This is a genomic window from Bacillus sp. OTU2372 (genome assembly GCF_038440275.1).
Taxonomy (GTDB): domain Bacteria; phylum Bacillota; class Bacilli; order Bacillales; family Cytobacillaceae; genus Neobacillus; species Neobacillus bataviensis_B.
The window spans coordinates 258009-269538 of the sequence record NZ_JASATK010000005.1; the positions used below are offsets into that span (position 1 = coordinate 258009).

The 11530-nt window shown below is 40.1% G+C and carries 16 protein-coding genes; 9 read left to right on the top strand and 7 right to left on the bottom strand.

The window, feature by feature from the left end; all coding sequences use genetic code 11:
• Nucleotides 1–54 precede the first annotated feature (54 nt).
• Nucleotides 55–1059, bottom strand: a complete 1005-nt coding sequence (locus AAHB15_RS11940; RefSeq protein WP_335574923.1) for a M23 family metallopeptidase — start codon at nt 1057–1059, stop codon at nt 55–57.
• A gap of 173 nt (nt 1060–1232) precedes the next feature.
• Here AAHB15_RS11940 and lipA point away from each other — a divergent pair, with 173 nt between their 5' ends.
• Nucleotides 1233–2150 carry a lipoyl synthase gene (gene lipA, locus AAHB15_RS11945; RefSeq protein WP_335574922.1) on the top strand — a complete coding sequence of 306 codons (918 nt, stop codon included), beginning with the start codon at nt 1233–1235 and terminating at the stop codon, nt 2148–2150.
• 41 nt (nt 2151–2191) lie between these two features.
• Here the strand turns inward: lipA and AAHB15_RS11950 are convergent, their stop codons facing one another.
• Nucleotides 2192–2935: a YhcN/YlaJ family sporulation lipoprotein gene (locus tag AAHB15_RS11950; RefSeq protein WP_342042431.1), complete on the bottom strand. Its 744-nt coding sequence runs from the start codon at nt 2933–2935 to the stop codon at nt 2192–2194.
• Between the two features lie 120 nt (nt 2936–3055).
• On the opposite strand from AAHB15_RS11950, the gene AAHB15_RS11955 reads away from it, so the two are divergent.
• Complete coding sequence (locus AAHB15_RS11955) at nt 3056–3331, top strand: YutD family protein (protein ID WP_335574920.1); 276 nt, start codon at nt 3056–3058, stop codon at nt 3329–3331.
• A gap of 134 nt (nt 3332–3465) precedes the next feature.
• Here the strand turns inward: AAHB15_RS11955 and AAHB15_RS11960 are convergent, their stop codons facing one another.
• A complete protein-coding gene (locus AAHB15_RS11960; protein WP_335574919.1) occupies nt 3466–3750 on the bottom strand; it encodes a cytosolic protein in 285 nt (94 codons plus the stop codon).
• A gap of 58 nt (nt 3751–3808) precedes the next feature.
• The gene (locus AAHB15_RS11965; RefSeq protein WP_098528042.1) at nt 3809–4075 is read right to left on the bottom strand and encodes a DUF3055 domain-containing protein; all 267 of its coding nucleotides are present in this window, start codon (nt 4073–4075) and stop codon (nt 3809–3811) included.
• A 182-nt stretch (nt 4076–4257) separates the two neighbouring features.
• On the opposite strand from AAHB15_RS11965, the gene AAHB15_RS11970 reads away from it, so the two are divergent.
• Nucleotides 4258–4695: a DUF86 domain-containing protein gene (locus AAHB15_RS11970; protein ID WP_342042432.1), complete on the top strand. Its 438-nt coding sequence runs from the start codon at nt 4258–4260 to the stop codon at nt 4693–4695.
• Between the two features lie 72 nt (nt 4696–4767).
• On the top strand, nt 4768–5532 hold the full coding sequence (locus AAHB15_RS11975; RefSeq protein WP_335574917.1) for a TIGR01457 family HAD-type hydrolase: 765 nt from the start codon (nt 4768–4770) through the stop codon (nt 5530–5532).
• A 185-nt stretch (nt 5533–5717) separates the two neighbouring features.
• Here AAHB15_RS11975 and AAHB15_RS11980 read toward each other — a convergent pair whose 3' ends face one another.
• Entirely contained in the window at nt 5718–6224 is a 507-nt protein-coding gene (locus AAHB15_RS11980) for a phosphatidylglycerophosphatase A family protein (protein ID WP_335574916.1), read from the bottom strand.
• 243 nt (nt 6225–6467) lie between these two features.
• On the opposite strand from AAHB15_RS11980, the gene yutH reads away from it, so the two are divergent.
• Together yutH and AAHB15_RS11990 are read left to right on the top strand one after the other, a co-directional pair.
• A complete protein-coding gene (yutH, locus tag AAHB15_RS11985; RefSeq protein WP_342042433.1) occupies nt 6468–7484 on the top strand; it encodes a spore coat putative kinase YutH in 1017 nt (338 codons plus the stop codon).
• An 81-nt stretch (nt 7485–7565) separates the two neighbouring features.
• A complete protein-coding gene (locus tag AAHB15_RS11990) occupies nt 7566–8555 on the top strand; it encodes a 2-hydroxyacid dehydrogenase (RefSeq protein WP_342042434.1) in 990 nt (329 codons plus the stop codon).
• Between the two features lie 55 nt (nt 8556–8610).
• On the opposite strand, the gene AAHB15_RS11995 is transcribed toward AAHB15_RS11990, so the two are convergent.
• On the bottom strand, nt 8611–8850 hold the full coding sequence (locus AAHB15_RS11995; RefSeq protein ID WP_098528048.1) for a NifU family protein: 240 nt from the start codon (nt 8848–8850) through the stop codon (nt 8611–8613).
• 150 nt (nt 8851–9000) lie between these two features.
• On the opposite strand from AAHB15_RS11995, the gene AAHB15_RS12000 reads away from it, so the two are divergent.
• Nucleotides 9001–9330, top strand: a complete 330-nt coding sequence (locus AAHB15_RS12000) for a YuzD family protein (protein WP_342042435.1) — start codon at nt 9001–9003, stop codon at nt 9328–9330.
• A gap of 33 nt (nt 9331–9363) precedes the next feature.
• On the opposite strand, the gene AAHB15_RS12005 is transcribed toward AAHB15_RS12000, so the two are convergent.
• Nucleotides 9364–10431, bottom strand: a complete 1068-nt coding sequence (locus tag AAHB15_RS12005) for an NAD(P)/FAD-dependent oxidoreductase (protein ID WP_342042436.1) — start codon at nt 10429–10431, stop codon at nt 9364–9366.
• A 224-nt stretch (nt 10432–10655) separates the two neighbouring features.
• On the opposite strand from AAHB15_RS12005, the gene AAHB15_RS12010 reads away from it, so the two are divergent.
• Complete coding sequence (locus tag AAHB15_RS12010) at nt 10656–10895, top strand: YuzB family protein (RefSeq protein WP_098528082.1); 240 nt, start codon at nt 10656–10658, stop codon at nt 10893–10895.
• 123 nt (nt 10896–11018) lie between these two features.
• The gene (locus AAHB15_RS12015; RefSeq protein ID WP_335574911.1) at nt 11019–11387 is read left to right on the top strand and encodes a HesB/IscA family protein; all 369 of its coding nucleotides are present in this window, start codon (nt 11019–11021) and stop codon (nt 11385–11387) included.
• Nucleotides 11388–11530: the final 143 nt, after the last annotated feature.

Below are 11530 nucleotides of genomic sequence, written 5' to 3' on the forward strand. Positions count from 1 at the left end.
TATCCAAATCAGGACAGTCCTTTTTTGTATGCTATGTTTCAAGGGGAAACTCTCTCAACGGGAACTTTTCGTTTTTCGAAGCTCTATCCGTTCCAACCGTTTCCACTGTGCTAAGTGTGGATAGGGATCAAATGACCATTCGGTAATCCCGTTATCTTTGTACATTCCGTAATGTAAATGAGGCGGGAACTTTCCGGAAGTTCCCGGAGGACCGTATCCGGTGCTGCCTACACCGCCAATGACCATACCGGGTTCAACCACTTGTCCGACTTGAAGATTCTTAGCAAAGCCGCTAAGATGGGCGAAATAATGATAGGTGTTATTAATATCACGGATGCCGATTCTCCAGCCGCCGAACTTATTCCAGCCTTTCATTTCAACAATCCCATAGGCCGTAGCTCGGACCGGAACACCATAATTAGCAAAAATATCAGTTCCTTCATGAATTCTTCTGCCGCCCCAGCCGCGCGCATCGCCCCAGGTACTGCGGTAACTGTGATTGCTGTATAAAGGAACAGGAAAAACACGTTTATCTAAATCGAGGCGCCCAAGTTGGCGGTAAATTTTAGCCTTCCCAGCAATAATGCCAACTGTTCGATCGCGATGATAGTAGTTCCATAACCCAATTTTAAGATTATCAGGATCAACACCGTATGAAAGGAGATAATTTGCGAATGCATATAAAACATCCTCATCGCTCTTTAAACTCGCTTTGCCATCTCCGTCTCCATCAACTCCTAGACCATTAAAAAGCTGAATGACAGCCGGATTCTCTTCGTTAGGATTAGGATTGGTCAATCCTGCCCACACCTCAGGACGAAAATAAATACCAATGACACCATCAGCTTTTGGTAAATCTCTGCGAGCTAGGCGGACACTTCTCTCGTATTGATCAATGGCTGCTAAGTAATACCAAGGGATTTGAGTAATGGTTTCCACTTTTTTATATAGCTTCATTCTTTCCTGATAGGGATCGGTTTCTTGTGCATGAGCATCCCTGACAGACAAAGTAGAAATAAAAAGTATAAGGATGGTTCCAATAATTAGAACAGCCCGCAACAGGAATCCTCCTTCCAATTAATGTACAAGATTAGTGTGTGATACTTCTGATATTTCATTATGGTTAATAATTGGTAATCCAATTTTAATTGCTTGTTGTTCATCCTCTAGTATGATAAAGTGACAGAAGAGCTCAAAAAAGAACCATATAAGTTATTTTGAGGAGTGTAAAAATGAGCAAGAAAGAAGAAATTTTACGTAAGCCGGAATGGCTAAAAATAAAATTAAATACCAATGAGTCATATACAGGCTTAAAAAAAATGATGCGGGAAAAAAATCTTCATACCGTTTGTGAAGAAGCTAGATGCCCTAATATTCATGAATGCTGGGCCGTAAGACGTACGGCAACCTTTATGATCCTTGGGGATACCTGTACACGTGCCTGCCGTTTCTGTGCGGTAAAAACAGGTCTTCCAACAGAACTAGATTGGCAAGAGCCAGAAAGAGTTGCCGATTCGGTGCAATTAATGAACCTAAAACATGTCGTTGTAACGGCTGTTGCGCGGGATGACTTAAAAGATGGCGGAGCAGCGGTGTTTGCCGAAACGGTACGAGCTATTCGCCGTAAAAATCCATTTACAAGTATTGAAGTGCTTCCTTCCGATATGGGTGGAAAGGAAGAGAACTTAAAAATCCTAATGGATGCCAAGCCGGATATTCTTAACCATAATATTGAAACCGTTAGACGGTTAACTCCAAGAGTTCGGGCACGCGCTAAATATGACCGTTCACTGGAATTTCTTCGCCGTGCCAAAGAAATGCAGCCAAGTATCCCATCTAAATCCAGCTTAATGATCGGTCTTGGTGAAACAAAAGAAGAGATACTGGAAGTTATGGATGACCTACGAGCTAACAACGTTGACATCATGACAATTGGACAATATCTGCAGCCGACCAAAAGTCATTTAAAGGTTGAGAAGTATTATACTCCTGATGAATTTAAAGAATTCCAGCAAATTGCGTTAAGTAAAGGTTTTAGCCATTGTGAAGCAGGTCCGCTTGTTCGCTCCTCATACCATGCCGATGAGCAAGTTAATGCAGCAGCCAAGCATAAGCAAATGCTCGGTGAAAAAGAAGCGAAGGAAGCGTAACAAAAAAGAGTTCAGCCAGTAAGGGCTTGAACTCTTTTTCGTTATTTGTTGCTCATATTTGTATTTGTATTTGTATTTGTATTATTGTTACTACTATTGGAATTTTGATTCGTATTCTTAGCTTTATTTATGTTTTTATTATTAACTTTTGGAGTTTTGTTGATATCAAAGTCATCCGGTGTTCGGCCATTTTCGTCTTCACTTGCATTTAACCGTGCTCCTTGAGGCGACTTTAACATTTGCTTAATCACACTATTGACCGTATGACGGGCATTCCGGCTCGTGGAATCAAGGCTTGCAAGGTTCTCCACATCACGCATCAATTTAGAATTATCTGACACATAAACATGGTAATAACGCGGTACCACCGAAAAGGCCGTCTTTTTCACTTGATCCGCTGTGAGGTTCCGTTTCTTTGAATCCGTATTATAAGCAATCAATACTTCTTGGTCGGTGACCAGTGTTGCAACGTCATGGACATTTGGAATATCTGCACTGTACTTACTAATAATATTAGCTAGTTGCTCGCGGTCAAGAGCAGTGTAATGATCGTTAGCTATTTTATCGTTCATTAAGGGGCTCTTTTGGTGACGAACATAACCATAGCTTGTACTCGTATTCCGAATACCGCGGCTTCCGCCTTCATTGTAAAGTTCATGCCGTTTATTATTTACATTAATGGTGTTTCCGCTCTCTTCATAAACATCATTATTTCCAGTGTCCTTTGAGCACCCGCTTAGTGCTGTTAGGGTACATAATCCTGCAATTATAAGTAACTTTTTCAAATTTTTTTGCACCTCCTATATATAGGATGACCAAACCGGGCATTTATTTTCTTAGCAATTGATGGTGAATCAGGTATAATGGAAAGTAGGAATTTGTCGGTTAAAAACGAGGTGAGATAGATGATTGTGATCAACAATACCACATATGAAATCATCCAGGAATATCGAGATGGGTATAATGAAGAAGCCTTAAAAGCAAGATACAGTGATATTTTAGCGAGGTATGACTATATTGTCGGTGATTGGGGATATGGGCAGCTTCGTCTTAAGGGTTTTTTTGATGATCAAAACCAAAAGGCTACATTTGATACCAAAATTAGTACCCTAAGTGAATATCTATACGAATATTGCAACTTTGGCTGTGCCTTTTTTGTATTGAAAAAAGTAAAAAAATGAGAAGGATCAGAATAGCTGATCCTTCTTTTTTAGAGTAATATCCAGCTTCAGCGCCTAGGGGCTCGGGGTCATAAGCCAATCCGTCAAGAAGGCTCGTCTTATGCCTGTCGCCCCTGGTCAAGGCGCTTTCCCTTTTAATTGTCATAAGGTGCTTGATTATCTATATTAGGATCATCATGGGTCGGATGGGCTCCCTCCATCTGCCTTGGGATATCCTGATGCAATGATTTATTTTCGTAGTTAAAATTGCTGTAATAACGTTGTCCGTTTTCCCACGGAGTACTTTTATTCTGAACAGGTTGATTTTTTCGAATTGGTGTACCATAGGGACCTTCAGGAAACTCTTGCGCCGTCAAATAATTTTGTTGTTTTTCAACGTTTGATAATTCTGTATATTTTTCAGAGCCTTTATTTGTCATGGTTTCACTCCTTTTGCCCTTATTATGAGACCGTGGAGTGAAAAACATGTGTCTTTCATTAGACGATTTCTGCCAAAAAGCTGCGAAGTTCCTCTGCATCCTCTTCGTTTAATTGAAATGCAAACTCTAAATATCCTTCTTCCTCTAAGTCATCTGGGCCAATAATGGCAAAACGATTTCCTTGCATATCTAAAACTAACGATTTTCCATAATGGCGATTTGTTTGCGTAATGGCCAAATCAAAGCGTTGATTTTCGCCAACAAAACTGACAAATCGGGTTTTTGTATTTTCTGTATCATCGTATAAATAAAAACGTTCCTGCATTCGTTTGTCTCCTTTTTGGTTTAACTATTTTCCATCTCCTCTATAGTATCAAATTTGCGTTCATGATGGGAGGACAAGTTTCATGATTTCTGTCCGCTAATAAATCCGCAAGGCTTGGTTTGTGATACAATAAGAACTGGAATGATTACATAGAATAAGAACGGCGGAAGGAAGTGGACTAGGTGTATTTTGTTGACAGAGAAAAAATTGAAAGCATGCTGAAATATTTAGAAGTACAAATCCATCTTTTCCGAGGTCAGCAGGAATGGTCAACGCCTCTTGAAAAGGCAGCCTTGGAGCGTCTATGTCAAATGATGATTGAGTCTATTTTAGATGTTGGAAATAGCATGATCGATGGCTTTATCATGCGTGACCCCGGCAGTTATGAGGATATTATTGATATTTTAATCGATGAAAAGGTGATTAGTGGAGCAACAGGTGAAAATTTAAAGGTCCTCATTCTTTATCGGAAAAACCTTGTTCAGGATTATCTAGAGATTCCTCATCACGAACTGCAGGAACAATTTTCACGGTATCTCCATGAATTAGAGAGTTTTTCAACCAATGTCCGTGATTATTTAGTCAATGAATTAGGACCTGTTTCAGCTTTTAAAAACTAATGAATGGACCGTTCATACGGTCTATTTCACTTTTAAGATCACAATCGGTATACATAGGAGCGATTCTTCAAAATGAAAAAATATAAAGGCTACTTGATTGATTTAGATGGCACGATGTATAAAGGAACAGAACGGATTGAGGCGGCATCTGACTTTGTGAAAAAACTGAAGGCTAAAGATATTCCATATTTATTTGTAACTAATAATTCTTCCAGGACACCAGCCCAGGTGGCTGATAAATTAAACAGCTTTGACATCCCGGCAGAGGAGCAGCTTGTTTTTACGACAAGTCAAGCGACGGCTAATTATATTGCGGAACAAAAAAAGGATGCTAGGTGTTTTGTAATTGGGGAAGAGGGACTTCAATCAGCGATTGAGGAGAAAGGTTTTAGAGCTGCGGGGGAAGAGGCTGACTTTGTTGTCATCGGAATTGATCGTGAAATCAGCTATGAAAAATTAGCTGTAGCCTGCCTGGCAGTCCGCAATGGGGCTCAATTTATCTCAACAAACGGAGATATCGCTATCCCAACAGAGAGAGGGCTGCTCCCAGGAAACGGTTCACTCACCTCGGTTATCGCAGTTTCAACGCAAACAAAGCCGACTTTTATTGGTAAGCCAGAAGCGATTATCATGGAGCAGGCCTTAAAGGTATTAGGTACCTCTAAAGAAGAAACGCTGATGGTAGGGGATTATTATGATACCGACATCTTAGCGGGCATGAATGCCGGCATGGATACATTGCTCGTTCATACGGGTGTCACCACCAAAGAATTGCTAATGGGGTATGACCGAAAGCCAACGTATTCCATTGATACATTAGACGAATGGGATGCGTAAAAGGGATGGAGACCACTCCATCCCTTATTTAGATAAAAAAGTTTTAACTTTGAGAATTGTCTAGCTCCAGCGCCTAGCCCCTCGATGGTCTACAGCCAATCCGTCCAAAAGGTTAAAAAGCAACCTTTCGGCCGGCTCGTCTTATGCTTGTCGGGGCTGACCAAGGCGCTTGCGCTTTTCTTATTCTATTCTTCGGCCTCATGTGCCGCACGGTGGGCGAGTCTGCTTGAGGCTGCCGCAGCGATTGCACCGACAATATCATCTAAGAAGGTATGACATTCACCGGTTGATTTATCATTTAAATGAGCCAAAATGCCGGGCTTTAATTTATCAATGTAGCCATAATTAGTAAAACCAATCGAACCATAAACATTTACAATGGAAAACGCGAGGATTTCGTCTACACCATAAAGACTTTCATCCGTCCCGATGATTGATTGAAGCGGCTCTTCCAATAATCCTTTTTCAGCTAGCACGTCTAGTTGTATACCTGTAAGAATCGCGTTTTGTACTTCACGTTTTGACAGAACACGTTCCACGTTGGATAGACAATCTTCCATTTTTAAATTTTTATGATATTTTTCCTGTAAAAAGAAGACCAAATCTGCGATGTCCTTAATTTCAACGCCTCTTTCTTTCAACCATTTGCGTGCCGTTTGCTCAGTTAGATCCACTTTTTTGTCGTTTGCCATTCCTGATCACCTTTTCCTTGTGAAATAAAAATCGGATACTAATAACAATAGTTCCAGCACTTTCTATTTTCACTATATATATACGCTTTTCCCTTAAATTATGCAATTGCAGTTCCAATTAACAAACTAAAATGTTATCATTCCCAGTTTTATTTGGCCTATTCACTAATTCGAAAAACATCAAGTTTTTATTTGCTATACATATACATAGGGTAAGACAGGTAAATGAGGCGGGGTGTGAGGATGCTTCAAAAAATGCTGGAGAATCAATATGGGGTTACGGTAGAAGAATATGTGAAGTTAGATGTGTATGAGGCTTTGAGGGGAAATGGCTGGCTTTATTTGATTTCTAAACCGGCAGGGAAGGCAGAAGAGGATATATCAGAACTAGAAAAGATTGCGGAACATTTACGAAATTATGGGGACCAAAATGTGCCCATTTTTTTACCGTCTAAAGAAGGCAGCTTAATTACCACTTGGGAACAAAATCAATATTGCGTACTAGCCAATCGGCAAATGGAAGAACAGCGGAAAATTAAGTTAGGCCGAAAGCTAGCTAGGTTCCATGAACGAGGCAGACGGGTTCCGTTTCAAATTGAAAGGGCAAGCCGGATTGGGCAATGGAAAACATTATGGGAAAAACGTCTTGAGCAAATGGAAAGGGTTTGGAATGGCCTCTTATTTCAATCACCGGAAGATGAATTTGAGCGAATGTTTGTTGATTCTTTCCCTTATTATTTAGGTCTGACAGAGAATGCCATTCAATATTTAGTCGATACGGAAATTGATGACGAACCAAACGATACTGATAGCGGGACCGTTTGTCATGAGCGGTTTACAAGTAAAACCTGGGGGCCTTATGACAAGTACATGATTAAAAATCCGTTTGATTGGGTATTTGATCATCGAAGCCGAGACTTGGCGGAGTGGACGAGGGAACGATATTTTCGCAATATCCAAACCTATCAAGTCGAATTAAGGAACTTTTATGAAGATTATCAGAGCATTGCGCCTTTATCCTCGTTTTCATGGCGGTTGCTCTATTCAAGATTAGTTTTTCCGCTTCACTATTTTGATTGTATTGAGAGTTATTATATCACTCGTTCTGAACAGGAAAAGAAAGTACTGGAAGAACGGTTAAGTAAAATTTTACGGCAAGCCAGTGATTATGAACGGTTTTTAGCAGAATTCTACCCAATATCCGGTGCTCCAATCAAACAATTACATCTGCCGCCGCTAGATTGGCTTTATACAAAATAATCCAATCTAGTTGTTAAAAGTCAGCTTCTCGTAGAAAATATGTTACACTAATAGTAAAACTGCCCAAGGATGTGACACGAGATGAAGCCCTATGTTTATATTACGAGAAAGCTTCCAGATGCACTTGTGAATCCATTAAAAGAAAAATATAACGTGCATATGTGGAAACATGAAGATATTCCTGTCCCAAGAGATATCTTAATGGAAGAAGCCAAAAAGGCAGATGCACTTTTTACCGTACTTGCGGATTCCATAGATAAAAGTGTTCTAACAGCGGGGAAAAATCTAAAGGTTGTAGCAAACCTTGCTGTTGGATTTAATAATATTGATTTAAAAACGGCTAGTGAAAAAGGAATCGCCATCTGCAATACACCGGATGTCCTTACCGATACGACAGCAGATTTAACGTTTGGCCTCTTAATGGCTTCTGCTCGTAGAATTGTGGAAGCGGCAGAGTTTGTAAAAGAGGGAAAATGGCAAGCTTGGAGTCCTTTTCTTTTAGCGGGTCAGGATATTCACCATAAAACACTTGGGATTGTCGGGATGGGCAGGATTGGTGAAACCGTTGCGAAACGAGCAACAGGATTTGACATGAACATCCTATATTTTAACCGGACAAGAAAACCTGAAGCAGAGCAGCAATTAGGGGTTACTTACGCATCTTTTGATGATCTTCTGAAACAGTCAGATTACATTATCTGCCTGACACCTCTTACACCTGAGACAAGTAACATGTTTACCCGAGAAGTCTTCCAGAAAATGAAGCAGTCTGCCATTTTTATTAATGCTGCAAGAGGAGCAGTCGTCGATGAACAGGCATTATATGAAGCCCTTATGGCTGGTGAGATTGCCGGAGCAGGACTAGATGTGTTTCAAAAGGAACCTATTCCAGCAGACCATCCTTTATTAAAACTTCCGAATGTCGTTGCCCTCCCTCATATTGGAAGTTCAAGTACAGAGACCAGGACAGCAATGGTCCAGTTGTGTGTTGAAAATATAATGTCTATTTTAGACGGGAAAGAGCCTAAGACATTAGTTAATAAAGACTGGCGGCCCTTAGTAAAAGGATAAATAGAAAGAAAAGCGACTGCCGCTCTTGGCAATCGCTTTTTGCTATGATTTTATTTTAGAATACTTGTTCAACTTCTACAATGCCAGGAACTTCTTCAAGAAGAGCTCTTTCGATACCGGCTTTTAGTGTAATGGTAGAACTAGGGCAGCTGCCGCAAGCACCTAATAGACGAAGTTTTACAATACCTTCCTCTACATCTACTAATTCACAATCTCCGCCGTCACGAAGAAGAAATGGACGTAATTTATCTAGTACTTCTTGAACTTGCTCAAAAATTTCAGTTTCTGTTGCCATATGATCGACTCCTTTCCTAATTATATTATAATGTGAATGGTGCTAAAAATCCATTCTCAGAAATTAGGAAAATACACATTAAAAAACATTATTTTAGTTTTTATCTTACTTTTTGTTTAAAATAAAAGAAAACTGACAGGAATGATTTTGATGGGAATAAATGAGGTAGAAATTGTTCTATATGGTGCTGAGACCTTATGCCCGAGCTGTGTGAATTTACCATCTTCAAAAGAGACCTTTGAATGGCTGGAAGCCGCCATTAGCAGAAAGTTTCCGAATCAGCCGTTTAAGATGACCTATGTGGATATTTTTCAGCCATCTGGTGACAACGAAAAAACAACTTTTGCCACACGGGTAATTGAGGAGGATTTGTTTTATCCCGTTGTCGTCATTAACGAGAAAATCGTCGGCGAAGGGAATCCTCGCTTGAAAACGATTTTTGCAGAACTTGAAAAATACGGATATATAGCACAATCATAAAAAGCATTCCAGGCAGCCTGGAATGCTTTTTTATCATCCATTATGAAATTTATATAACCATAATATTCCCGATTTTAAGATACGTGCAACACGGCCTGTGATAGCCCTGTCGGCCATGACTCCAAAGCCTTGTTTTTTCCCAAGAGAGCCAAGGACGCCTTTTAGTTTTATAGGCGGGAATTCGGCAGGCACTGGTTCACCATTCCAGCGCTTTCTTAATACTTCGACAATCTGTTCTGCCTGTCCTTCAGCTAATTGTGCACTAGGGGCATGCGATGAACTGGCACAGTCACCGACAATAAACACATGTTCATCATTCGGTAAGTGATGGTGAGGTGTCACGATTAATCTTCCTAAGCGGTCTTTTTCTCCGTCCATTTGGCGGACGATTTGATTCGCTTGAATACCAGCCGTCCAAACAATAACATCACAATCAATCGGCTCGTCGTGGTTATACAAGCGCCCTTCTTCCACTTTGGTAATATTGGATTGGTTAATAATCTCAACATTATTCCGGATGAACCAATTCTCAACATATTTACTTAATCTTTCGGGGAATGAAGATAAAATATGTTTACCTCTATCAAACAATTTTATTTGAAGGTCTTCACGGCTTTCACTTAGCTCACTTGCTAATTCAACGCCGCTTAATCCTGCTCCGACAATACCAACCACCGAGCCTGGGCCAAGGTTGTTTAAGACAGAATAAGTAAGGCGGGCTTTTCCAATGGATTGAATGCTATAAGTAAATTCAGCTGCTCCCGGGACATCATGATACTTATCTTCACAGCCAAGACCAATCACTAGGTCATCATATTCAATTGGTTCGGCATCCTTCAAGATCACTTTATGTTCGTTTGTATCAATTCCGGTTACCTCTCCATATTTAATCATCAAGCGTGGGTGTTCAGGAAAAGCTACCCGCACTTCTTTATCAGAAATGGTTCCGGCAGCTAAGGCGTAGTATTCCGTCTTTAAACAATGATACGGAACACGGTCGATAAGTGTGACGGTAACATCTTCAGGCAAATGGTTGGGAAGAAGTTCGTTAAGAATTTTCATTCCACCATAGCCTCCACCGAGAATCACAAGGTTTTTCATGGTTATTACCCCTTTATTTATCAGGCTTTATGTATCTTTGGTCAAATAAAATGAATAAAAAATAGTAGAATAATATTATCTAGTATAACCACATTTGAGTATATCTAAAATGTGTCGAAATAACAACATTATTTATTTGATTCTTGACAAGTATATAGAGAACGTGGTATTTGACGGTCTTGCTTAAATGGAGTAGGATAAGTAGGTGTGAAGAGGTGAAAACATTGATTAAACCAATCATTGAATTTTGCATTAGCAACTTGGCAAACGGTGCTCAAAAGGCACTTGAAAAACTACAAAGAGATCCGAACCTGGATACAATTGAATATGGATGTCTTGGATACTGTGGAAAATGTGCCCTCTCTCTATATGCACTCGTAAATGGAGAGGTTGTCACAGGAGATACCCCTGAGGATTTGGTTGATAATATTTATCAATACTTGGAAGAAAATCCGATGTTTTAATGAAGGAGCAAATTGTGCTCCTTTTTATATAATGCGGTAGTTAAAAAATTGTGCTTTTATTCAGTTGAGACTTAAATCATAAGTGTATATACTAAATTAAAAGCCGGCGGAGAAGGAGGAGTTATGATGAGTAAAGAAGTGGTAATCCTGACTGAAGCGGCATCATTACACATAAAAGAAATGATGAAGCATAACGAAGAGGAAGGTGCCTTTTTACGAGTTAGTGTAAAAGGCGGCGGATGCAGCGGCCTATCTTATGGAATGGGCTTTGAACATGAAGTAAATGAGGATGATCTTCAGTTTGAACAGTTTGGCATTACTGTTCTAGTTGATAAAGAAAGTGCCCCGATATTGAATGGTACAAAAATAGACTATAAAGAATCAATGATGGGCGGCGGATTTACGATCGATAATCCAAACGCCATCGCTTCATGTGGCTGCGGTTCATCATTCCGTACTGCAACTGCAACTGGTACACCAGAAGAATGCTAAAACAGAAAAGCGTAAGCGCCTTGAACTGGGGCGCAAGGCTACAGACGAGCCTTCTTGATGGATCGGCTTAGACCTAAGAGCCCCTAGGCGCTGGAGCTAGACATATCTCAATTTTAAATTGATATAAATAAGAAAAGGCGCCT

Bases quoted from the DNA above. Each gene is read 5' to 3' on its own strand.
- AAHB15_RS11980 (WP_335574916.1), bottom strand. From the start codon at position 6,224: ATGGCAAACGACAAAAAAGTGGATCTAACTGAGCAAACGGCACGCAAA.
- AAHB15_RS11960 (WP_335574919.1), bottom strand. From the start codon at position 3,750: ATGACAAATAAAGGCTCTGAAAAATATACAGAATTATCAAACGTTGAA.
- AAHB15_RS11955 (WP_335574920.1), top strand. From the start codon at position 3,056: ATGATTGTGATCAACAATACCACATATGAAATCATCCAGGAATATCGA.
- AAHB15_RS11965 (WP_098528042.1), bottom strand. From the start codon at position 4,075: ATGCAGGAACGTTTTTATTTATACGATGATACAGAAAATACAAAAACC.
- lipA (WP_335574922.1), top strand. From the start codon at position 1,233: ATGAGCAAGAAAGAAGAAATTTTACGTAAGCCGGAATGGCTAAAAATA.
- AAHB15_RS12005 (WP_342042436.1), bottom strand. From the start codon at position 10,431: ATGAAAAACCTTGTGATTCTCGGTGGAGGCTATGGTGGAATGAAAATT.
- AAHB15_RS11990 (WP_342042434.1), top strand. From the start codon at position 7,566: ATGAAGCCCTATGTTTATATTACGAGAAAGCTTCCAGATGCACTTGTG.
- AAHB15_RS12000 (WP_342042435.1), top strand. From the start codon at position 9,001: ATGGGAATAAATGAGGTAGAAATTGTTCTATATGGTGCTGAGACCTTA.
- AAHB15_RS12015 (WP_335574911.1), top strand. From the start codon at position 11,019: ATGATGAGTAAAGAAGTGGTAATCCTGACTGAAGCGGCATCATTACAC.
- AAHB15_RS11975 (WP_335574917.1), top strand. From the start codon at position 4,768: ATGAAAAAATATAAAGGCTACTTGATTGATTTAGATGGCACGATGTAT.
- yutH (WP_342042433.1), top strand. From the start codon at position 6,468: ATGCTTCAAAAAATGCTGGAGAATCAATATGGGGTTACGGTAGAAGAA.
- AAHB15_RS11995 (WP_098528048.1), bottom strand. From the start codon at position 8,850: ATGGCAACAGAAACTGAAATTTTTGAGCAAGTTCAAGAAGTACTAGAT.